Origin of the sequence: Gemmata palustris, from assembly GCF_017939745.1 — a bacterium.
In the GTDB taxonomy this organism is placed as follows: domain Bacteria; phylum Planctomycetota; class Planctomycetia; order Gemmatales; family Gemmataceae; genus Gemmata; species Gemmata palustris.
Window position 1 is genome coordinate 4,876,006 of record NZ_JAGKQQ010000001.1, and the last position, 22,566, is coordinate 4,898,571.

Genomic DNA, 22,566 nt, shown 5'->3' on the forward strand with positions numbered 1-22,566 from the left:
GGCGGCCGGGGTTCGCCTGGAGATTCCACACCAATGCGCAAGAAGTTCGTTGCCGGGAACTGGAAGATGAACACCACGCTCGCCGAAGCGAAGGCGCTCGGCGCGGCCGTGGCGAAGGGCGTCGGCACCGACACGAGTGTGACGGTCGCGGTGTGCCCGCCGTTCCCGTGGCTGCTCCCGGTCGGTGAGGCGATCAAGGGGTCGTCGGTCGCCCTCGGCGCCCAGGACGTTCACTCCGAGAAGAAGGGCGCGTTCACCGGCGAAGTCAGCCCCGCGATGCTGATCGAAACCGGGTGCAAGTACGTCATCGTCGGCCACAGTGAGCGCCGACACATCCTCGGCGAGAGCGAAACGCTCATCAACCACAAGGTTCACACGGCTCTCGAAGAGGGCCTGAGTGTGATCCTGTGCATGGGCGAGACGCTCGCGGAGCGCGATCGCAACCTGCAGGAGCGGGTGTTTCAACGGCAGGTGTACGCGGCCTGCGCCGGCCTGACCAACGAACAGTTCCAGCGGTTGGTGATCGCTTACGAACCGGTGTGGGCCATCGGGACCGGTAAGGTTGCAACGCCGGAACAGGCGCAAGAGGCGCACGCCTTCGTGCGCACGAAACTTCGGCAACTTTACGGCGATAAAATCGCCGATACGACTCCCATCCTCTACGGCGGCTCCGTCACCCCCGAAACCACCGCCGGGCTGATGAGCCAGCCGGACGTGGACGGTGCCCTCGTCGGCGGGGCGAGCCTTAAGTCCGACTCCTTTGTCGCGATCGTGAAGGCCGCCGGTGGGTAGCCTTCCCGACGGGTGCGATCGTTACTAGAGTAACAGTTCAACCGGTCAGGCACGGTGGCCGTAGAGCTGCCCGCAGAGTGGAGGTTGGTCGTGGATCTGTTCGCCGCCGCGTGGTATTCACACGCACTCAACGCCGTTGTTCTCACGATCGGCTTCCTGCTCATGCTGCTCGTGCTGATCCAGCGCGGTAAGGGCGGCGGGTTGGCCGGAGCGTTCGGTGGCGCCGGCGGGTCCAGCCCGTTCGGGTCGCGCGCCGCGGACCAGTTCGTGAAGATCACCCTCTGGCTCGCGGGCGTTTGGGTGCTGGTCATTATGATCCACGTTAAAGTGGTCAAGTACAACGTGGAAGCCGACAAGAACAGCTCGCAAACGACGATCACGAGCTGAGTTAGGCGTACAATCGATCTTTGGCGAACCGCTCTATTTATTATGGAGCGGTTCGTGCGTTCCCTCTCCCGAACCGGTTGCGGTTCAACCCAGCGAACCGTCCCGCCCGTAGGCGTGTCCCTTTTTCAAAGCCAAGAGGCCACCGGCGTGTTGCTCAGCATGACCGGGTTCGGCGCGGCCCGCATTGAAACGGGTACCCTCGGCGTGTCCGTCGAGGTACGGGCGGTCAACAACCGGCACCTGAAACTGACCGTCCGCGGCTCGGACCCGTACCCGCTCTACGAGAGCGAACTGGAGAAGGTCGTCCGCCGACACGTCCGGCGCGGCACGCTCCACGTTCACATTCGCGTCGAGCGACAGGGGCACGCGGCCGCGCCCGCGCTGAACACAAAAGTCCTGGCCGACTACCTCAAGCAAATTCGGGCCTCGTGCCTCGAAGCCGGTACACCGGAGTTGGTCGCCCCGCTCTCCGCGGGGGCGCTGAACTTGCCGGGAGTGGCACCCGAAACCCGCAACGGCGGCACGCCGCCCGACGACGAGTGGCCGGTGGTCGAGAAGGCCCTCGACGCGGCTCTCGCGAAACTCAATCAGATGCGGGGCGAAGAGGGCAAAGCGGTCGCGACCGAACTGCTCGCCCACCACGGCACCATCGCAGAACAACTCGCGGCCATTCGCACGCTGTTGCCCGGAGTCGTGACCGAGTACCGCCAGCGCATTCTGGACCGCGTGCGGCAAGCGGTCGCGGACGCCGGGCTCGTGCTGAACGCGGAAACCGTCATCCGCGAGGTCGCGCTGTTCGCCGATCGCACGGACGTGTCCGAAGAGGTGATGCGGCTGACGAGCCACCTCGACCAGTTCGCGGAGCTGATCCGCAAGGGCGACGAGGCCGGGCGCAAGCTCGAATTCGTCATCCAGGAAATGGGTCGCGAGACCAACACCATCGGCTCGAAGGCCGGCGATGTGTCTATCAGCCGACACGTCGTCGAGATGAAATCGACGCTGGAGAAATTGCGGGAGCAGGTACAAAACGTGGAGTAGGGATTTGTGATTTCAGAAGTGCGATTTGAGATTGAAGAACAGCCCGGCCGTCCACATTCGTCAATCGAGAATCTGAAATCTGAAATGAACCAGACCCATTCGCACCCGGCGCCGCTCATTGTCGTTTCCGGCCCCAGCGGGGTCGGGAAGACGACCGTTGTGGACCGGCTGCTCGCGGAAACGAAAGCGACCTTGCCCCTCCGGCGCGCCGTGACCGCGACGACCCGCAGCGAGCGCCCGGGCGAAGTGGACGGCACCGACTACCACTTTTGGAGCGAGGACGAATTCCGCCGAGCCATCGACGCCGACGAGTTGCTGGAACACGCAGTGGTGTTCGGACGCGACTTCTACGGCACGCCCAAGAGCGAAGTGGACCAGCACCGGGCGCGGGGTATTGGCGTGGTCCTGGTGATCGACGTACAGGGCGCAGCGCGGGTCCGCGAGAAACTCCCCAACGATCACCTGTCGGTGTTCATTGAACCGCCGAACTTCCCGGAACTGGAAGCCCGGCTCCGCGGTCGGAACGACACGAGCGAAGAGCGGATCAAACGGCGCCTGACCACGGCCCGAGATGAGCTAGCGCGGGCCAACGAGTTTCAGCACCGAATCGTAAACAGCGAACTTTCCGAAGCCGTCCGCGAACTCGAACGAGTCATCCGCGAGCGCTTCAACACCCGAGGGGAACCATCATGCTCGACGAACTGAAAGAAGAAGGGATCGTGAACAAGGTGGGCGGGCGGTTCAAACTGTCCACGCTCATCCAGAAGCGCATGGTGGCGCTGAACACGGGCGCCAAGCCGCAGGTGGACACGCGCGGCCTGACCGACCGCATGGCGATCGTGATCCAAGAGATCCTGCAAGACAAGATCCACCTCGATGCGTCCGGCGAAGTGCAGTCGAAGAACCAAACCGTGATGGCGAACCTCCCCGGCGCGTACCCCGGTATGCCCGGGTCCACCCCGCCCGCGCCCGGCTCCACCGCGAAGCCGTCCGACGAGTAATTGCGTCCCGGCGCGGAAAAACCTGCCCCCAGTCTCTCCCTGAAGGGAAGGGGAGAAAGACACACGGCTGTTCTTTCTCCCCTTCCCTTCAGGGAGGGACTGGGGGTAGGTTTCTTCATGCGTCCCATTTCTCTCCGCGAGGGTTCCCATGCGCCCCCTCTTCGTGCTCGTGTTCGCACTCCTCTCGGCTCCCACAGCACGCTCGGAAGACGACGTAAAAATCGGTGCCCGCGTCGGCAAACTCAAGTTCACCGACATCCGCTCGCTCCCGCGCACCTCGGACGATTTCGGCGCGAAGAAGGCACTGGTGTTCGTGTTCACCAACACGAGTTGCCCGGTCGTCCAGCGGTACCTGCCCACGTTACAAGCACTCGAAACGGAGTACCGCCCCAAGGGAGTGCAGTTCGTCGCGGTGAACGCGGCCGATGAGGACACGCTCATTGCGATGGCCACGCAGTCAGTGAAGTACGACACCGAGTTCCCCTTCGTGAAAGACTTCGACGGCTCGGTCGCTCGCGCGCTCGGAGTGAAGCGCACGCCCGAAGTGGTGGTCCTCGATGCCGATAAGACGATCCGCTACCGCGGGCGCATTGACGACCAGTACCGCGTGCGCGGGAACCGCGGGAACCGCGCGAAGCCCACGACCCACGATCTCAAGGACGCGCTCGACGCCGTGCTCGCGGGCCAGAAGGTCGCGACGCAGGAAACCGAAGTGGACGGCTGCCTCATCACGTTTCCCAAACTGGCAAAGGCGAAGGACGTGAACTTCGCCGAGCACGTGGCCCCCATTCTCCAGAAACACTGTGGGGAGTGTCACAAGGCCGGTGGATCGGCCCCGTTCGCGCTGACGACCTACAAACAAGCGTCCACACGGGCGGCTGCGATCGCGGAAGTCATCAAGGACCAGCGGATGCCGCCGTGGTTCGCGAGTCACGACTTCGGGCCGTTCGTGAACCGCCGCGGGTTGTCGGATGAGGAGCGCGCCGTCGTCACCGATTGGGCACGCACCGACGCCGCGCCGGGGGATCTCACGAAGGCCCCGGCCCCACCGAAAGAAACAAAGGAAAAATGGCTCATCGGGAAGCCGGATCTGGTGCTGGAGTCCACTGAATTCGAGCTGCCCGCGAAGGGCGATATCCCCTACAAGTACGCGGTTCTGCTGCACAACTTCACCGAGGACACGTGGGTCCGGGGCGTGCAAATCACATCCGACAACCCGCGCGTGCTGCACCACGCCAATCTCGCGTTCGGCAGCCTCGCGTCCGGCTTCAAGGAAGAGAACTTCATTACAGGGTACGTGCCCGGTGGCGAACCGATGGCCCTCGACAGCGGGGTCGCGTTCCGCATCCCGAAGGGCTCGTTTCTCGCGCTCCAGATTCACTTCGTTTCGACCGGAAAAGCCGAGAATTGCCGCTTATCGGTCGGCCTGCGGTACCCGCGCGAGGTGGTACACCAGCGCCTCCAAAACATCCAGCTCACGGACAGCAAGTTCGCGATCCCGCCCGGCGCGCCGGCGCACAAGGTGACCGCGCGCCGCGTGCTCGAGGATGATGTGGTTGGGGTCGGCCTGTTCTCGCACATGCACCTGCGCGGGAAAGACATGACGTTCACCGCGCACCGGCCCGACGGAACCCGCGACCCGCTGCTCGTCGTTGCGAACTACAACTTTTCGTGGCAGGTGCCGTACCGCTGGGAGCCGGGCAAGAAAGTGCTGCCGAAGGGCACGCGGTTGGAGTGCGTGGCCCGGTACGATAATTCCGCGTTCAATCCGTACAACCCGGACCCGCTTGCGGTCGTGCGCAACGGCCCGCAGACGCACCACGAGATGATGTTCGGGTTCTTTTTCTACACCAACGCGAACGAGAAATTGAACCTGCGCATCAACCCCGAGACCGGGGCGGAAGTAAAAGGGAAGTCGCGGTAAGGTCTCATTCCTGGGACCACGAGTGTCTCACTCACTCTTGGTGGCGGCGCTTCACAAAGCTACCCCGGAATAAACAACGGATCAGCGTTCGTGCGGGCCGGGCTCCCACAATCGCGCGGAAAAACAGAAGCACCCCCGGGAGCTGGCGCTCCCGGGGGCGTGCGAGTCGGCGGACGGGTTGGTTCACTTCACGCGGTTACTTCATGAGCATGGTCGCGCCGATGTAGACGGCGATCATCAGTACAATCGCCACGGCGACGAGCCCGATCGTCCCGGCGCTGCTGTTCTTGCGCTCCGGCACTTCCTCGGCCCACTCGCCCACGTCCTCCACCTCTTCGTCCGGGATCGGCGCGGGCGGCGGGGCCGCTTTCACGGGCTTCGGTTCGGGTCGCGCGTTCGCCGCGCCACGAGTCGGGAGCTTCGGCAGGGCACTACGGGCACCCGCGGGCGGCGTGTGTACCGGCGCCGCTGCGCCCGTATCATTCTCGTCGCTCTGAGACGACAGTTGGAACGAGGCCCGGCTGGGGACGTTCGCGCTGGACCGGGGCGGTTGCGGGTTCGGGGTCCGCATGTCCGGCGCGACCGGGCCGGACTGTGGCTTGGGGATCGGGCGGGCGCCCGAACTCGGCGAGGGCTTGTTCGGCAGGGTGATCCGCGATCCCGGGTTCGACCGCGACGGCAGGCCGGGCATGTGGCTGCTCGAGCGATTCCCGAGGCCCGACGCCCCGGCCCGGCTCCCGCCCGGGACGCCGCCCGGGATCTGATTGAGATCGCCCAGGAACGGCTCCAGCGCCTCGACGACTTCGTCGCACCCGCTGTACCGACCCTCGGGCGCCTTCGCCATCAACCGCTGAACGATTTCTTCCAGGCCGGCCGGTACGTTCGGGGCCAGTTCGCGGATCGGCGTCGGCTCCTTCGTCTGGTGGGCCATCATCTTCTCGACCGCCGACCCTTCCGGGAACGGCACGTGGCCCGTGAGGGCGTAGTACAGGACGCAGCCCAGGCTGTACTGGTCGCCGGCCGGGGTCCGGTTGGCCGGTTCCATGATGCTCTCGGGGCTGGCACAGTCCAGCCCGCTCGTCAGCGTGTTCGCGGTGGACATGGTGTCCACGAGGCTCTCGCCCTCGTTCTCGACCAGCAGCGAGCCGATGCCGAAGTCGAGCATCCGGGCCTGGTTGTCCGAGCCGATCATGACGTTCGACGGCTTCACGAGGCCGTGGAACAGGTTGTTCTGGTGGGCGATCGTCAGCCCCTGCGCGACCTGCACGCCGTAGAGCGCGACCTGGTTCGGGGACAATTTGCCGTGGTGCTGGATGATCGATTCGAGCGTGGTACCTTCAACGAGGGGCCACGCGAGGTAGTGCAACCCGCCGGCGGTGCCCACGTCGACGAACGGGACGACGGCCGGGTGCGTGAAGCTCCCGAACGACCGCACCTGGCGCCGGGCCAGTCGGACGTTCCACATGCTGCGCCGCGGGAGCACCTTTACCGCGTAGTGATTGTTGTCGTTCTTCGAGCTGGCCTTGTAGACCTGCCCCATGCTCCCGGCGCCGATCGCGTCGAGCAGCACGTAAGGCCCGAGGACGAGCCCCTGGCTCTTACCGTTCAGGATGCGCTCGGCCTGGAACGCGGTCAGCGTGCCCTGGTCGACCAGGAACTCGGCGAGGGCCGGGGCCTCGGCGCGCGGGTTACGTTTGAGGAACTCGCCGACGATCTGGTCGAGTGGTCCGCGGTCGATGAGTCCGCTGCGCCGCAGATCCCAGACGAACCATTCGCACGCTCCGAGGTCGCTCGTCACCATTGGGAATTCGTCCTTCGGGAAGCCGGCGCGGACCGGCGAGTAGATCGGGTCGGAGTGCGGTTTCGCCCCCGCACGACGGATTCGCGTTCCGCCACAGCGGGGGCGAGGCACGCAAAATTAGGACGAATTTTGCCCCTGTCAAACTCCCGCCGTCCCGTTTTCATGCGGAACCAGACCCACTATTCTGAGCAGAACGAACGGTAACGCCGGAACCCGCGCGCCCCGCGCCGGGCCACATGATTCGCCCCACGCTGTCATTATACCTCCGGCAACCGCTATCGTCGGCTCTCAACTTCCGCCCCAAGGTGACCGAAAATGCCTCTCGATCCCTACGTCTCGTGCCCGTGCGGCAGCGGGAAAAAGTTCAAATGGTGCTGCGCCCCCTACTTCGAGACCGTTGAGAAGGCGTTCGACCAGGAAGATCAGGGGCAACACGACGCGGCCCTCCAGACCATTAAGGGGCTGCTCACGACCCACGCCTCCAACCCCTCAGCGTGGCTGTACTACGCACAGTTCCTGTACAAAGCGGGCGCGGCGGAACTGGACGCCGCGGCCCGAAGCCCCGCAGCCCGGCGCCCCACCGGCGCGAACGAACCGCCGCCCGGGTACACCCAGAAGTTCGAGCAGGCGGAAGAGGCGCTGTCCAAGGCGCTGGAGCTGAACCCGAGCTTCGGGATGGCGTACTTCCTGCGCGGTCAGTTCCGCGAGAACGAGGGCGAACTCATCGGGTCGCTCCTGCTATATCGCAAAGCGGCAGAAGCCTACGACCCGGAAGCGCACGACCAGATCGCGGCCGTGTACGTCAAGATTTACCAAGGCGAGTCGATGCTGAACCGCCCGGTCGCCGCGCGCGCGGCGCTGGAACGGGCCGCCCACGTTCAGCCCGCCGACACAGAACTCCGCGCGCAACTCGACAGTGAGTTCGGCCTAGAAGGTCCGTTCCCGGCCGCGGCGCGCAAGAAGTACGTGTTCCGCCCGACCGCGAAGCCGGTCCCCGAGTCCGCCGCGACCGGCAAACTCTCCGACGCCCGAAAAGCGTTCGAGGGCCTGACCCAAATCACCCCGGACGATCCGGCGGCCTGGTTCAACCTGGGCCTCGTGTTCGCGTGGCTCGGCGAGCAACCGAAATCGGTCGCCGCCCTCGTCAAGTCGGTCGAACTGGAGACGGACGACTACCGCGCGGAAGAAGCGGGCGCGCTAGCGGAAGTGCTCCGGTGCGGGTTCGGGATGGAAAACGACTCCGACCACCTGGGCCACTCGTTCGTGATGCCGATCCGCGATCAGAACGCGGTCATGCGCCTGCTCGGGGCCTACGAACAGGCCGGTCGGCTCCGCGGCGCCCACGCCGATCAGGAACGGGGGATGCTGTTCGGGATGATCGTGGAGGAGATCCCGTCGCTCCTCACGGTCGGCACGGTGAACCTGGCCCGCATCACCGCCCGCATCGTGGTGATGATCGGTCAGGGGGTCGTCCGGCTCAGCCACCCGAACCGAGAGTCGGTGGCGCGCGTGGCCGACGAGTTGCGCACCGCGCTGCAACTGGCCGTCGAGCAACCGGTTGAGAGCACCAACCCGCTGAACTTCCGCGACGTGGTGCTGGAAGCCCTGGCGCAGCCGGCCGGGTCCGGCGACGAGGCCGCGCTGGAAGCCAAGCTCCGCGGGTACGCGGCCAACTACTTCGAGAACCTCTGGCTCCACCGCCCCCTGAAGGCGCTCTCCGGGAACAACGCGCTCGACGCGATGGGCAGTAAGGTACTCCGCAAGCACGTGTTCGGCGTGGTGAAGTTCCTGGAAGACTGCCTCAAAACGGCCCTGCCGCACAAGCGGGTCGGCGAAGAGGCGGTTCCGATCGAGGTTTACGATTTCGCGCAACTCCGACACAAGCTCGGCATGGAGTACGTGAGCGCGGCGCCCCCGCAAGTGAACGTGCCCGCCGACGCACCCGAAGAGAAGAAGCCGGCCCCCGAAGCCGCCCGCCCGCCGGAAGTGCCGACCGTGCCGAAGAAGCGCGACATCGGCACGATGAACACGGCCGAACTCGCGGGCCTGGACGTGGCCGCACTGTCCGTGGGCGAACTGGAACACGCGATGCTGTCCGCCGTGAAACTCGACGCCCGCGAACTGGCGGTCGCGTTCGCGCAAGCCGGACTGCTGAAGCCGTTCGACGCGACCACGCCGGACCGCTACCGTATCTACGCGACGGCGATCACCGGCGCCGCGGCGACCGGGGACACGGCCCGCGCCGCGGAACTCATCGACCAGGGAGCGAAGTACGACGCGGACCACAACGGCGGCCAGCGGGCGACCGAGTACAAGCTCCGCAAGGCCCAGCTTTACGTGAAGGCGAAGGACGCGGAGAAGGCCGCGGCCGAGTTCGAGGCGCTCGTCGCGATGCACCCGGACGAGGGCAAGTTCTACACCACGGCCGCGGAGGAAATGCTCCGGATGAAGAACGGCGCGAAGGCGCTGCAGTTCGCCGAGGCCGGACTCGAAACCGCCCAGCGCACTGGTAATCGCGACCTCGAAGGCCACTGCTCGGAACTCGTCGCCGCCGCACGCAAGGCGACGTGAGCCAAGACCTTAAAGAGATTGGCCACAAAAAGGCACAAAGGGCACAAAAGAAGACAGAGAACAGAGAAACGGAATGATATTGGGTTTCAGCCCTGGATGGGGCGACAGCGTGCAGCCAGGGGTGTAGCGAGCCACGCGAACCCAACTCTTGGCGGGTGCTTGTTGTGTTGGTGAGAGTTCGCCAGGGGTTGCGCGTTGCTTCACCCCTGGCTACACGCTGTCGCCCCATCCGGGGCTGAACCAGTATCCTTTACCTTCTGTTCTCTGTCCTCTGTTTTCTTTTGTGCCCTTTGTGCCTTTTTGTGGCCAATCTCTCTTTGCTTTTCCGTTGTCTGATCCGCGTTATCTGCGTTTATCCGTGGCTCTTCTGCACCTTTCTTCCATGCCGTGTTTGTGGCCGATCTCCTGTGCGATTCGCCCCAAATCCTTCCCGCGTCACACAGTACATCAATTCGTGCGCGTGCCCCTTTAATTTTGGCCCCCAGCGAGCGAACAATAGAGTGAATTCGGGTGTCAATTAGGACACGGTTCCCGGCACTCACTCACACCGGGGAGGCATCCGATGGTTGCTTACTTCGTCACCCCTGTTCGCGTACTGGTGCTCGCGGTCGTGCTGATTTTCGCCGGTTCAACGGCGAGCGCCACGAGCCCGACCGAGCAGACTCAAGCCACGGCCCGCACGACCGCCCGAACGAAGGGCGCACCGGCTGCCGAACGCGATGATGCTCCACTCGACGGCGTCCTCATCATCGCCGGTATCGTCGGCGTGGTGATCTTCATCGCGTGGGTGTGCAGCCGGATCGGTGACAACAGCTCACACGTCACCAACTAATCTTGCAAAGCGCGGGCGCCCGGTCCGCTCGTCGCGCCTAGAAAATCGCTGCGGGAGCAAACCGAAGCGATCCGACAGAGTGACGAGCGTTCGTGTTCAACAAAAACTCGCTCGCGTGATACCCAGGTCCTCCCTCGGCGCTTTTTCGGAACGCGATTCGCATTTCTCTCGCGCACGTCCCCTTCCCTTTCTCAATCCGGAGTCGGCATGCGCTCGTTCTTCGATGAGTTCAAAAAGTTCATCCTGCGGGGCAACGTTGTCGATCTCGCGGTCGGGATCGTGATCGGCACCGCGTTCGGGAAGATCGTGGAATCGCTGGTGCGCGACATCTTCATGCCGATCGTGGGGCTCGCGACCGGTGGGTTCGACGTGTCCGCGCAGTCGGTCACGCTCTACAAGGACGCGAAGCTCGCGTGGGGTGCATTCGCTCAGACGCTCATCACGTTCGTTATCGTCGGGTTCTGTATGTTCCTCGTGGTGAAGGGGATGAACGCGCTGCACAAGTACCTCCTCAAAGACGATGAGGCGAAGCCGGCCGAGGTGCCCCCCACCGAAAAACTGCTCACCGAGATCCGCGACCTACTCAAGCAGAGCGCGCCCCCGGCCCCGCCCGGTACGTAACGCGGTTGTAAGGGCCGCGCGGAGCCGCCTTCGCACGCGAGCAGGGGACGCTATATTGCCGGGGCCGCCTCTCTCTTGCGAAAGGGAACTCATGCGCACGCTCCGCGCACTCGCACTCGCACTGGTTACCACACTGCCCGCCCCCGCGCTCGCCGCCGACGTACCGGTGAAGAGCAAGATCATCGGTGTCGATCTGTTCAAGAACGGTCTCGCCATTGTCAAGCGCGAGGTCACGCTCGGCAAAGCCGGTTCGTACTCGATCGACGACGTTCCGCAACCGGTTCACGGCACGTTCTGGATCGATAGTACCAGCACGGTCGAAGCCGTCGTGAAGATGCGCGACGTGGAAGTACCCGTATCCGAGGTCGCGCCCGGCAACCTGCAAGACGACCTCGCGGGCAAGAAAGTGACGGTGTACTTCAAGGGCGACAAGCGCGCACCGGCAGCCGGTGTGATGCTGAAGATCAAGCCCGCGAAGGGCGAAGAGGCCGCTGCGGGCCGGTTCCTCGTGCTCCAAACACCGAAGGGCCGCGTGTACATCGATCCGAGTGAGATCGCCAGCGTCGAGTCGGAAGACGCGAGCGACAAAGTGATTCGCCGCCGGCCGCAACTCGTGCTCACACTCGACGACAACGACAAGCCCGAAACGAAGGTGACGATCCGGTATATCGCGCACGGGCTGTCGTGGGCGCCCAGCTACCGGATCGACATCTCCGACCCGAAGACGCTCCAACTCGAACAGCACGCTGTCGTGCGCAACGAACTCGCCGACCTCGCAGGGGCCGAAGTGCGGCTCATTTCCGGTTACCCCAGCGTCGAGTACGCACACGTCCGTTCGCCACTGGCGCCGCGCACAAGTTGGGCACACTTCTTCGGCGAACTCGCGGGGTACCGGGCGCGGGAGATCGATGCGCTGGGCAACTCCATCGTTTCACAACAGCGGATCACCGATAACCAGAGGTGGGGCGGCCGCGCTGAACTCGCTCTTGGCGCCACCCCGAGCGGCGAAGGGGTCGACTTACACTACCAGTCGATCGGGCCGCGCACGCTCGCCGAGGGCGACGCGCTCGCGCTGACCGTGGCGAAAGGGAAGTCCGAGTACGAGCGCATCGTCGAGTGGATGGTGCCCGACACGCGGAACGCCTACGGCCAGCCCGAGAGCGCGGGCGAGGGCGATACGTGGGACGCGCTGAAGTTCAAAAACCCGCTCCCGTTCCCGATGACGACCGGCCCCGCAACCGTGACCGCGAACGGGCAGTTCAACGGCCAGCGCACGACGTACTGGGTGAACTCGGGTGAAGAAACGCTGCTCCGCGTCGAGAAGGCTCTGAGCGTCCGCACGCGAGCAATAGAGAACGAGCAACTGAACAAGGACGGCAGCGGGCGCGACCTCATCTGGATAGGTGGCCGACAATACCGCAAGACGACAGTGGAGGGCGAACTCGCGGTCAGCAACCACCGCAAGGAAACGATCCCGGTACTGATCCGCCGGCGCTTCTCCGGCGAACTGGTTCAGGCGGACGCGGCTCCGAAGCAGCAACTCCGCGAAGAGGGCGTATACTCGGTGAACAAGCGCCAGGAACTGGTTTGGACGCTACCGCTAAAGGGCGGCGAAGAGAAGAAGCTGAAATACAGCTACACCGTGCTCATGCCGCACTAAGGTCGACGTGGGTGAGAAAAGAACCGCGGATCACGCCGATAACGCGGATCAGACAAAGACAAGAGGCAGAAGGTTATCAATAGGATCAACAGGATAAAATTTAGAATCCTGTCGATCCCGTTAATCCTGTCAAAAATTGTTTTTGTCTGATCCGCGTTATCGGCGTGATCCGCGGTTCTTCCTCTTTCCCTACTCGTCGCTGCTGGGCAGCGATTCGAGTTCGGCGACGATCTTTTCGTTCAGTTTCACGCGCACGTCGACTGCGGCCATTCCCAGGGCACTCGCAATGGCCTTGTCCTTCGAGGAGCCGTGGCAAATGATGCACACGCCCTCGACGCCCAGGAGCGGGGCGCCGCCGACCGCGCTGTAGTGGTACTTCGCGAGTAGCCCCTTCAGTGCGAGTTGCGCCTGCTCGCGCTCGACCTGTAGCGCGCCAATCACCTCGTGGTTCACCAGCCCCACGACGAATTCCAGCACGCCCTCGCTGAGCTTCAGCACCACATTGCCGGTGAAACCGTCGGTGACGACTACGTCGACGGCCCCGCGATGGATGTCGCGGCCCTCAATGTTCCCGACGAAGCGGTCGGTGAAGGTGCTGGAGCGGAATAACTCGAAGGTTTTTTGGACGAGTTCGTGGCCCTTGCCCTCTTCCTCGCCGACGTTCATCAGGCCCAGGCTCGGGCGCTCGATGTGGAGGATGTGTTTGGCGAACACGCTCCCCATCACGCCGTACTGGAGCAGGTGGCGCGGTTTGGGGAAAACGTTGGCGCCCACGTCCATAATGACGCAGCGCCCCTTGGCGGTGGGCATGACCGTCGCGATGCCGGGCCGGTGAACGCCCTTGAGGAACCGGCGCGACATCAGCCCGCCGGCGACGACGGCCCCGGTGTTCCCGGCCGAGACGAGCCCGTCCACTTTTCCTTCGGCCAGCAGTTGCCAGGCGCGGAAAATGGACGCTCCCGGCTTCCGGCGGAGCGCCTCGCCCGGCTTTTCCTTCATCTCCACGAATTGCGGCGCGTGGACCACCTCGACCCGCCCGGCGGGTAACGAGGCGGCAGCGAGCAACGGATCGAGTTGCCCCTGGTCGCCGACAAAAACCAGCGTCAGGTCGGGGTTCGCGGCGAGCGCCAGAGCGGCGCCGCCCACGTTCGGGGCCGGTCCGTGATCGCCGCCCATCGCGTCGAGGGCGATCCGCATAGGTCACTTCCCTTGCTTGTCGTCTTCCACCACGATCGCGTCGCGGCCTTGGTAGAACCCGCAGTTGGAGCAAACGCGGTGCGGCATCACCGGCTCGTTGCACCGCGCGCAGAACTGGATCTGCACAGCGACAACGTGGTGGTGACTGCGCCGCGTGCCTTTTCGGGAACGTGAGGTGCGCCTTTTAGGTACTGCCATAACGGTTCTCGCGGTCGTGTCGAATTCCGAGTTAAGACGGTCATGTTAGGACCGCCCCCCGCGACAGTCAAGGAACGCGCCCGCTCACTCCCCGATCCGTGAAATCACAAGTTACGCCGCCACCGAGAATCGGACAGTGTGCGGAAGCGTTCTCGCGGGAGAACCGCGTCCGTTCCCTACCCTAAAAAGAACGGGAGAAAAAACTGTCACAGAAGGCACGGTTACGGCTTCAATTTTAAGCCCCTCCCCTGAGTAAAATGGGAGGGACGGGAGAGATTCATATGGATACGCTCTGGGCACCGTGGCGGCTATCGTACATCACCGCGCCGAAGGAGAAACCGCCCGCGTCCGGCCCCGAGTGCTTCCTGTGCCGCACGGGGGCGGGCACGGAGGACCGCGCGAACCTCGTGGTGTACCGCACCGCGCTGTCGATCGTGGTGCTGAACCGGTTCCCGTACAACAACGGGCACCTTTTGGTCTCTCCACTCGCACACAAGGCCGGATTAAACGACCTCACGACCGACGAACTGCTCGACCTGCAACTCGTCATGCGCAAGATGATCGCCATTCTGGAAAAGCGCATGAACGCCGATGGCTTCAACGTCGGGCTGAACCTCGGTCGCGCGGCAGGCGCCGGCGTGCCGGGGCACCTACACTGGCACATTGTTCCCCGGTGGGCCGGCGATCAGAACTTCATGGCGGTAACGGGCGACACGCACGTCATCTCGCAATCGCTCGATGCGCTGTACGACCTGATTACCGAAGAAGTAGTTCGTTAGTTCCAAGTTCCAGGAGTTCCACATTCCAGGCAATGGCGTTTTGGTTCGTGTCTTCAACTTCTGGAACGTGGAACTCTGGAACTCTTGGAACTGACCCATTCAATCGACGTAGAGGAATTCGTTCAGGTTCAGCAGCGCGTGGCAGAGATCGATCGCGGCTTCACTGGCGGTGCCCCTGTGTCGCGTCAAATAGCCGAGCATGGCCGCACTCTCTTCGCTGGTCGCGGGGCGCCCGCTCGTCAGCCGGAACGCGCGGTCGATGAACTTCTCGCGATCCGTGCCCACCTCTTTTGTCACGCGATCCGCCAATGATTTACCGAAGCCGATCACAATCGAATCGTTCAGCATCGTGAGCGCTTGCGGCGCGGTGGTAGTCACGAAGCGACGGGAACACGTTTCGTTGCGGTCGGGTGCGTCAAAGAGAGCAAACAGGGGATACCGCAGGTTGCGCTTCACGAACACGTACACGCTACGGCGGTTCCGCTCCGCGGCGTCGGCCGAAACCTTCCACTGGGCGCCCGCCGATTTCTGGAGTTCGGGGGGCAACTCGGGGAACACGCTCGGCCCGCCCGCCTTCGGGTTGAGTTGCCCCGACACCGCGAGCATCGCGTCGCGGAGTGTTTCGCCATCGAGTCGGCGCCGCGGGAACTGCCAGAGCAACTTGTTCTCGGGATCGACCTTTTCGCCTTCGACCGTGCCGCGCGTTCCCTGCCGGTACGCGGAGGAAAGCACGATTAGGCGGTGAATGTGTTTGAGAGACCAGTCCTTCGCGGTCAACTCGCTCGCGAGCCAGTTCAGCAGTTCCGGGTGCGTGGGGCGATCGCCGGTCACACCGAAGTCGCTCGACGTGCGAACCAGCCCCGCGCCGAACCGCTGCTGCCAGATGCGGTTCACGATCACGCGCGCCGTCAGCGGGTTGTCCTTCGACGCGACCCAGTTCGCGAGCGCGGCCCGGCGCCCGGACGAGGCCCCGAGCGGCTTTGCACCGGCGTCGCGGTCGTCAATGGCCGAGAGGAACCCGGGCACGAGTTCGTCGCCAGGTTTTTGCCAGTTCCCGCGTTTGAAGAGCTTCGTGGCAGGCGGTGCGGCGAGGTCGGTCATCGCCATTGCCCGCACCGGTTCAGTTGGCTTCTCTTTGGATAGTTCCGCGAGTTTGGCCTTCAGCGATTCGATCTGCTCTTTCTCTGCCGGTTTCAGGCTCTTGGTGACATCACCTCGAACGTAAACCTGCTTCTCCACCATCGCCGCGAGTTGCCGTTGGATCGGCGTCCGCGTCTCGAAGGGGATGTCGAGTAGGCCCACGTACTCGTCCGGGAACCGACCGCGTTGCCGGTTGCTTTCCTTCTTACGGTACGGGTCTTCGATTGCCGCGATCGCCGCGCGCACCTCGGTCGTTTTCGCCTCCCACGCGGCGAATTTCTTCTCGTACTCGGCACGTTCCTTGGACGAAATCAACGGCGATTCCGTGGGCCAGTAGCCCGCGAAGAACGCTTGCAGCCGGAAGTAGTCTTTCTGCGTGATCGGGTCGTACTTGTGGTCGTGGCACCGCGCGCAACCTGATGTGAGTGCCAGGAATGCGGCGGAAGTCGTGTCCGTGATGTCGGTGATGATCTCGTACCGGCGCTGCTCCAGGTTCACCGCGTTGTATTCGTCCGGGTAGTGACGCAGGAAGCCGGTGGCGACCACGGCGTCCGGGTCGTCGGGGTAGAGTTCGTCCCCCGCAAGTTGCTCCTTCACGAAGCGATCGAACGGCTTATCCGCGTTGAACGACTTGATGACGTAATCGCGGTACCGCCACGCGAGCGGGCGCGGGTCGTCGGCCTTGAACCCGTCCGTTTCGGCGAACCGCACGAGATCAAGCCAGAAAATCGCCTGTCGCTCGCCATATTGCGGGGCCGCGAGGAGCTTATCAACTAGCTTTTCGTAAGCGTCCGGCGACTTATCCGCGACGAACATTTCGACCTGTTCGGGCGTAGGCGGAAGCCCGACGAGATCGAAGTACACGCGGCGAATCAGCGTGCGCCGATCCGCTTCTGGCGCGAACGCCAGTTTGTGCTCGGCGAGCGCCGCGAGCAGGAACCGGTCGATCTCGTTCGTGGCCTGTAATTTCGGGTCCGGGAGTGCGGGGACCGCGGGGCGCTTGAACGAGCCGTATGCCCACTCCGCACCGGGCGGCTCGGCGGCGGGGGCGCAGTAACCAGCGATGAGAAGCCCGACGATGGCGGAAGAGCGGGGCAGCAGCCGCATTTCCAGTTCCTCGGTGCACAGAAAATCTCAACCGATCTTACCCGGAACGCGCGGCCGGGGAAACCGGAAACGCGCCTCATACAACAGTTCCGAAGCCAACACGAACCGGAGCCAATGATGGGCGATCGCGAACAGAAACTCGAAGCCGCCGGGTACCCGCTCGACCGCGGGCCGAAAGAGGGTCCGGTCATCGACTTGCTCTCGGTCCTCGGTGACACGCTCTACGCCTCCGGGCAGGTGCCCTACGACGCGGGCGTCTTGACGAGCAAAGGCAAGGTGCCGTCACAAGTGTCGGTCGAGGACGCGACCAAAGCGGCGGCGCTGTGTACCGCGAACATCCTGCGGGCGATCGTTCTGAAACTCGGCTCGCTGGACCGAATCGAGCGCGTCGTTCGCGTGACCGGCTACGTGAACACGGACCCGGACTTCACCGATTGCCACCTCGTCATCAACGGGGCAACGAACCTGCTGAAGGACGTGTTCGGCCAAGAGGCCGGGCGCCACGCCCGCACCGCGCTCGGCCTGGCGCAACTCCCGCTCGGCACAAGCGTTGAAGTCGAAGCAATCTTCCAGCTCAAGAAGTAGGTTGTGCAACTCCGCCCGTTCGTTGGCACTTGCGGCTCGCCAAGAAAGTTTCAGGCAAGCCGCGAGTGTCAACGAGCGGGTGGCGCCCTATCACCGCCCTCACTTCATCTGCTTGATCCAGTCGTGAACGAGCTTCAGTGCGGGCTCATCGACCACGTTCGATGCGATGTGCGGCATCCGCCCCAGGCCGGTGAGCGTCATCCGGTGGTAGATCATCGAGCGCGCCGGGTCGCCGGGCACCAGGATGCGCGGATCTTTGATGTCGAAGCTCCCCTGCCCCGGCTTCGTGTCCAGCACGCCCAGTTCGTTAACCGGGAGCGTGGCGAGCAGTTGGAACTCCGCGTTCCCGCCGCCCCACTTTCGATGGCAGTGACTACAGTTCGCGTGCAGATACGCTCGCGCGCGGTCCTCGACGCTCGCCCTCTCGTCGCGGTAGTCCACGAGCTTCGGGAGCTTCTCCGCGGGGGCCGGGAGCTTCTTCGTGAAGATCCCGATGTGGTCGAGCGTCGCGAGCTGGTTCGCGATCACGCCGTGGTAGTTGTGGTCGCGGTTCAGTTGAGCCGTGTTCACACCGAGGGCGTATTTCGCCGTCACCGTGTGACACATGTTGCACTCCGCCCGGCTCGGGAAGTGCCACTTCTGTTTCTTCTCGCCGGCCGCGGTCTTGATGGTGTACTCGCGGTCCACGCCCTTCTTGTCCGCGAGTTCCGCATCCGTCTGGTCATCATTCCAGATGTACGTGTAGCCGTTCCACACCTGATCGCCGTACTCTTCCGTGCCACCCAGCACCGAGGCCACGAGTAGCCGCGTCTCGAGTCGGCGCGTCTTGCCCGGTTCGGTTTCGAGCGCGAACGTCTTCACGAGAACGGTGCCGTTGGGGAACCGCCAACCCGGAACCGAACCCGGGGCCGGTTGCGGGTACGTCATCGTCTCGTACTCGATCTTCGATTCGCCCGGGACCGCGATGAACCGCTCCTTGCTCGCGCCGTCGGACCAGAGTTCCGAGTTCACCGAGTACGGGATCAGCCCCTTCTCTGGCGCGTGGTTCTTTGTGGACGCGAACAACCCAGTCTCGCTCAACTTGCGCGGGAACGCCGATTGGTTCTTTGCCGCGGGCGGGGTCCGCTCGAACTGGTAGATCCCGCCATCAATGAAGTTGAGCGCGTAAACTTCGCCGTCGTGGTCCTGGCCCCACGCGACGATGCGCAGGTTGGTCTTCGCGAGTTCGGTGTGGGTCGTGACGCGGTCGGCCTTCGCGTCGTACTTCAGCATCCAGGTGCGGCCGGTGTCGAAGTCACCGTACACGTAAGCACCCCTCAGGTCCGCGTGCTTCTTGCCGTGGTAGATGAAGCCGCCCGTAATCGAGCGCGCTTCGGTGTGGTTGTGTTCGACGACCGGCTTCAGGATCGGGGTCGGGCCTTTCGCGCGCTCCGGGCGGAACGGGTGGGCACCTTCGGTCACGCTCCAGCCGTAGTTGCCGCCCTTCTGGATCTTGTAGACCATCTCCCACAAGTCCTGACCGACTTCGCCCGCCCAGAGGTCGCCGGTCGCGGAGTCGAAACTGATCTTCCAGCACTGGCGAATGCCGTAAGCCCACACCTCGCCGCACTTACCCCGCTGGCCCGCGAACGGGTTGTCTGCCGGGATCGCGTAGGCTTTGCCGTCCGCTTCCTTGTCCACATCAATGCGCAGGATCTTGCCGAGCACGGTGCCCAAGCTCTGCCCGGATTCCAAGCCGTCCGCGATACCGCTCCCGTCACCGGTGGAGAGGTAGAGGAAGCCGTCCGGCCCGAACCGCATGCAGCCACCGTTGTGCCCGCCGGAGGGCCACGTGAAGATCACTTTTTCGCTCTTCGGGTCGGCAATCATCTTCTCGCGATCGGTCACGGTGTAGCGCGAAATGCGCGTGCCGTCGGGCTTGTCACCGGCGGTAATGGACGACACATAGAAGTAGCCGTTCTCCTGGAATTTCGGGTGCAGCACCAAACCGTAGATACCCCTCTTCACATCGAGAACGAGGTGTTTCTCGGCCTTCGCAGGGTCCATGTCACACACATAAACCTTGCCGGGGCGCTCCGCGATCGCCCACTGCTTCTTGCCGGGCACCGCGGTCAGCTCGAGCGCGTCGTTGAAACTCAGTTTGGGGTACGCCTTCACCAGCGTGAACGGGTCGGGCGGTTCCGGGGAGCCGATCACTTTTGAAGCGGTCCAGAGTTCCCGTTTCTCGATGCCGGTGACTTTGCGGACCGGTTCGGGTTCGGTCGGGCGCTCCGAGGCGCGCGGGGCGAGGGCGTATGCCCCACCGACTAACAATCCGGCTAAAACTACTGCGCACGAGATGACACGCATGATGGAGAGTTCCGTGAGAAAGGAGGAGAGTGGCCACACTGTACCCGCCGGAGCCGCGAGTTGCACCAACCCTGGTACGATTTTCCCGCTCCCCTTCCGGCGCGTTGCCGCGCGGCCCGGGGTCGCTATGTTGTAAGTTCGCCAGACGGGTTCCGCGGAGGGTTTTCCGCCGCGGACGAAAAGGGAAGCCGGTGCGATTCCGGCGCAGGGCCGCTGCTGTGTTCGGCCAGAGGTTCGCGCTCCCACGCCACTGCGGATGTACCCGCGGGAAGGCCGCGCGAGACTCGCTAAGAGCCGTAAGCCAGAAGACCTGCCCGTTGGGCGTTTCCATCGTTCGTGGCCCCGGACCGGGCCGTTGAACGGGCCGGTCTTTTTCGCTCGCAGCACGCGCAGCAACCCGCCCGATTTCACGCACTCGGTCCGCCCCGAACTCACCGCTCGCCCGTCCCGGCGAGAAGGAGCGAACCCGTGCGTCACTTGCGCCCCCGGGGGCACCGGCCCCCGACCCGTCGTGCGTTCACACTGATCGAACTGCTGGTGGTGATCGCGATCATCGCGATCCTGATCGGCCTGCTGTTACCCGCGGTGCAGAAGGTACGGGCCGCGGCCGCGCGGTTGAAGTGCCAGAACAGCCTGAAGCAGCTCGGACTCGCGCTGCACAACCACGCCGAAACGAACGGCGGAAAGTTCACCGTCTCGTCGATGAAATCGGCCCCGACCATGACGTACACCGACTGGTACTGGTTCGGGCAGATCACGAACAACACCTCGACCCCGCGGGTCATGAACCCGAGCACCGGCATCCTGTCGCCGTACTTGGAGGGCAACCGCTCGATCGTCCAGTGCCCGGTCTTCGGGCCGGAGCGGTTCGCACTGCGGTTCGACATCCCGACGGCGAGCTACGCCTACAACGACCAGTTCAGCGCATCGAACGGGATCGCGGGCCAAGCGATCGTGGCCGTGAGCAACCGGCGCGGCACGTCCGCGACGATCGCGTTCGCGGACTCGGCGAACGTGCCGTACAGCACGCCGTTCGACAAACTCACCGAGAACTGGTACCTGTCCGCTCCGTCCCAGGGGTTCCCGAACGTTCACTTCCGGCACGACGGGATCGCGAACGTGTGCTTCGCCGACGGGCACGTGGAGACGCGCCAGCCGACGATCAACGGCGCGCCGTCGTGGGAAGACCCGCTCGCGACCGTGCTCCGCAAGAAGGAGGTCGTTTGGGACATCGGGACCACCGACGTCGAGTTCGGGAAAGATTGACGCCCCGCGAACCCGTCCGCGTCGGGTAGCATCCTGACACGGGCGGGTTCGCGTTCTTGACCCGCAGCGCGGGCGCCCGACCCACACTTCCCGGGAAAGGGCCGGTCATGAGTCACGTCGTTCTGCTCGGCGATTCCATCTTCGATAACGCGCGATACGTGCCCGATCGTCCGCCGGTCATCGAGCAAGTGCGCCGAGGACTGCCGCCGGACTGGAAGGCAACTCTTGTTGCAGTGGACGGCCACACGGTCACGGGCATCGCGATGCAGTTGCCGCGCGTCCCCACCAACGCGACGCACCTGGTCGTGAGCGTCGGCGGGAACGACGCGCTCCTGGCGAGCGGGCTCCTGCGCGAACCGGCCGCAACGGTGGGCGACGCGCTCGCGACCATCGCGGAATCACTGGTTGAATTTCGCGCCGCGTACACCGCGATGGTGAAGAGCGTGTGTGCGCTGGGAAAGCCAACGGCGTTTTGCACCATTTACGACGCGATCCCCGTTCTGGGGGGCGCCGAGCGCACCGCACTCGCCGCGTTCAACGACGTGATCTCGCGCGCGGCAATCGGCGCGGGGCTCCCACTGATCGACCTGCGTGTGACGTGTGCCCACGTTGACGACTACTCGCCGCTCTCGCCCATCGAGCCGTCGGTCGTGGGCGGGGCCAAGATCGCCGACGCGATCTGCCGCATGGTCGCGGGCCACGATTTCCGGTCCGGGCGCACGGTCGTGTGGGTGTGACCGCGGCTCACGCCGGGTCCGGGACCGCGGCGGCGAACGCCTTCGCGGTGTCGTACAGCTCAAAAAACTCGACCGCCAAATCGTTGTGGAACCGCCAGCGGTTCACAATAACGGACTCGGCCGTTTTTCTCGTCTTGCGGTTGCGATACGCGCAGCGCCCGAACACGACCACGCGGTCCCCTTCGACGATGAACTCTTCGGACGCATAGTGAATCATTTCCCAGTCGGCCCGCAGCCCGGAGAAGTAGCCCCGAATGGTGTCTTTACCCTTGCGCGGCAGGGAGAACTCCATGCCCGGCGCCCCGTCCGCGATGGACCGCATCTCGATGTCGTCGGCCATGAGCGCGACCCACGTATCGTCGCTCGTGCCGCGGGAATCGTGCCACGCCGCATAAGCGTAGCGCAGTTTTTCGAGAAGTTCGGCACTGACAACGGCCTGACTCATGTTCGCGTCTCCCGAAGTGGCCCGCGCTCGACGGTGTTAGCGCGGAGGGGCGTTCAGTTTAACTCCCGAACAAGCGTACCGCGAGGTGATAGTTCCCGAGACTCGAACGTTGCGGCCCGCGCGGAAAGCATCCCGA

20 protein-coding genes and 1 riboswitch are annotated in these 22,566 nt (G+C 64.2%); of the genes, 14 read left to right on the top strand and 6 right to left on the bottom strand.

Going from position 1 to position 22,566, the window contains the following annotated elements; translation table 11 throughout:
• Positions 1-33 precede the first annotated feature (33 nt).
• From tpiA to J8F10_RS20075, 6 genes are all read left to right on the top strand, one after another.
• Positions 34-792, top strand: a complete 759-nt coding sequence (tpiA, locus tag J8F10_RS20050; RefSeq protein WP_210656713.1) for a triose-phosphate isomerase — start codon at positions 34-36, stop codon at positions 790-792.
• A gap of 90 nt (positions 793-882) precedes the next feature.
• Complete coding sequence (secG, locus tag J8F10_RS20055; protein ID WP_210656715.1) at positions 883-1,179, top strand: preprotein translocase subunit SecG; 297 nt, start codon at positions 883-885, stop codon at positions 1,177-1,179.
• Positions 1,180-1,326: 147 nt separating this feature from the next.
• Positions 1,327-2,217, top strand: coding sequence for a YicC/YloC family endoribonuclease (locus J8F10_RS20060; RefSeq protein ID WP_210656717.1), 891 nt, complete (start codon positions 1,327-1,329; stop codon positions 2,215-2,217).
• Positions 2,218-2,301: 84 nt separating this feature from the next.
• Positions 2,302-2,922 (top strand): guanylate kinase, encoded by a 621-nt coding sequence (gmk, locus tag J8F10_RS20065; protein WP_210656719.1) that lies wholly within the window; start codon positions 2,302-2,304, stop codon positions 2,920-2,922.
• Complete coding sequence (locus J8F10_RS20070) at positions 2,907-3,218, top strand: DNA-directed RNA polymerase subunit omega (protein ID WP_210656721.1); 312 nt, start codon at positions 2,907-2,909, stop codon at positions 3,216-3,218. The genes gmk and J8F10_RS20070 overlap by 16 nt, the downstream gene beginning before the upstream one ends.
• A 148-nt stretch (positions 3,219-3,366) precedes the next feature.
• On the top strand, positions 3,367-5,142 hold the full coding sequence (locus J8F10_RS20075; RefSeq protein WP_210656723.1) for a redoxin family protein: 1,776 nt from the start codon (positions 3,367-3,369) through the stop codon (positions 5,140-5,142).
• 196 nt (positions 5,143-5,338) lie between these two features.
• On the opposite strand, the gene J8F10_RS20080 is transcribed toward J8F10_RS20075, so the two are convergent.
• Positions 5,339-6,943, bottom strand: a complete 1,605-nt coding sequence (locus tag J8F10_RS20080; protein WP_210656724.1) for a serine/threonine protein kinase — start codon at positions 6,941-6,943, stop codon at positions 5,339-5,341.
• A 315-nt stretch (positions 6,944-7,258) separates the two neighbouring features.
• Between J8F10_RS20080 and J8F10_RS20085 the strand changes: the two genes are divergently transcribed.
• From J8F10_RS20085 to J8F10_RS20100, 4 genes are all read left to right on the top strand, one after another.
• Positions 7,259-9,514: an SEC-C domain-containing protein gene (locus J8F10_RS20085; protein ID WP_210656726.1), complete on the top strand. Its 2,256-nt coding sequence runs from the start codon at positions 7,259-7,261 to the stop codon at positions 9,512-9,514.
• 562 nt (positions 9,515-10,076) lie between these two features.
• Positions 10,077-10,346: a hypothetical protein gene (locus J8F10_RS20090; RefSeq protein ID WP_210656728.1), complete on the top strand. Its 270-nt coding sequence runs from the start codon at positions 10,077-10,079 to the stop codon at positions 10,344-10,346.
• A 207-nt stretch (positions 10,347-10,553) separates the two neighbouring features.
• The gene (mscL, locus tag J8F10_RS20095; RefSeq protein WP_210656730.1) at positions 10,554-10,967 is read left to right on the top strand and encodes a large conductance mechanosensitive channel protein MscL; all 414 of its coding nucleotides are present in this window, start codon (positions 10,554-10,556) and stop codon (positions 10,965-10,967) included.
• Between the two features lie 91 nt (positions 10,968-11,058).
• Positions 11,059-12,627, top strand: a complete 1,569-nt coding sequence (locus J8F10_RS20100) for a DUF4139 domain-containing protein (protein ID WP_210656732.1) — start codon at positions 11,059-11,061, stop codon at positions 12,625-12,627.
• A 189-nt stretch (positions 12,628-12,816) separates the two neighbouring features.
• Here the strand turns inward: J8F10_RS20100 and plsX are convergent, their stop codons facing one another.
• Positions 12,817-13,824: a phosphate acyltransferase PlsX gene (gene plsX / locus J8F10_RS20105; protein ID WP_210656734.1), complete on the bottom strand. Its 1,008-nt coding sequence runs from the start codon at positions 13,822-13,824 to the stop codon at positions 12,817-12,819.
• A gap of 3 nt (positions 13,825-13,827) precedes the next feature.
• Entirely contained in the window at positions 13,828-14,022 is a 195-nt protein-coding gene (gene rpmF, locus J8F10_RS20110) for a 50S ribosomal protein L32 (protein WP_210656735.1), read from the bottom strand.
• 281 nt (positions 14,023-14,303) lie between these two features.
• Between rpmF and J8F10_RS20115 the strand changes: the two genes are divergently transcribed.
• A complete protein-coding gene (locus J8F10_RS20115; protein WP_210656737.1) occupies positions 14,304-14,801 on the top strand; it encodes an HIT family protein in 498 nt (165 codons plus the stop codon).
• A 99-nt stretch (positions 14,802-14,900) separates the two neighbouring features.
• Here the strand turns inward: J8F10_RS20115 and J8F10_RS20120 are convergent, their stop codons facing one another.
• A complete protein-coding gene (locus tag J8F10_RS20120; RefSeq protein ID WP_210656739.1) occupies positions 14,901-17,048 on the bottom strand; it encodes a DUF1549 and DUF1553 domain-containing protein in 2,148 nt (715 codons plus the stop codon).
• A gap of 114 nt (positions 17,049-17,162) precedes the next feature.
• Between J8F10_RS20120 and J8F10_RS20125 the strand changes: the two genes are divergently transcribed.
• Entirely contained in the window at positions 17,163-17,633 is a 471-nt protein-coding gene (locus J8F10_RS20125) for a RidA family protein (RefSeq protein WP_246523453.1), read from the top strand.
• A gap of 99 nt (positions 17,634-17,732) precedes the next feature.
• Here the strand turns inward: J8F10_RS20125 and J8F10_RS20130 are convergent, their stop codons facing one another.
• Positions 17,733-19,982 carry a PQQ-dependent sugar dehydrogenase gene (locus tag J8F10_RS20130; protein ID WP_210656741.1) on the bottom strand — a complete coding sequence of 750 codons (2,250 nt, stop codon included), beginning with the start codon at positions 19,980-19,982 and terminating at the stop codon, positions 17,733-17,735.
• A gap of 130 nt (positions 19,983-20,112) precedes the next feature.
• Positions 20,113-20,314: riboswitch (cobalamin riboswitch) on the top strand.
• Positions 20,315-20,450: 136 nt separating this feature from the next.
• On the opposite strand from J8F10_RS20130, the gene J8F10_RS20135 reads away from it, so the two are divergent.
• Together J8F10_RS20135 and J8F10_RS20140 are read left to right on the top strand one after the other, a co-directional pair.
• Positions 20,451-21,248, top strand: a complete 798-nt coding sequence (locus J8F10_RS20135) for a DUF1559 family PulG-like putative transporter (protein ID WP_210656743.1) — start codon at positions 20,451-20,453, stop codon at positions 21,246-21,248.
• Between the two features lie 107 nt (positions 21,249-21,355).
• The gene (locus J8F10_RS20140) at positions 21,356-21,985 is read left to right on the top strand and encodes an SGNH/GDSL hydrolase family protein (RefSeq protein ID WP_210656745.1); all 630 of its coding nucleotides are present in this window, start codon (positions 21,356-21,358) and stop codon (positions 21,983-21,985) included.
• A 7-nt stretch (positions 21,986-21,992) separates the two neighbouring features.
• Here J8F10_RS20140 and J8F10_RS20145 read toward each other — a convergent pair whose 3' ends face one another.
• Entirely contained in the window at positions 21,993-22,430 is a 438-nt protein-coding gene (locus tag J8F10_RS20145; protein ID WP_210656747.1) for a nuclear transport factor 2 family protein, read from the bottom strand.
• Positions 22,431-22,566 lie beyond the last annotated feature (136 nt).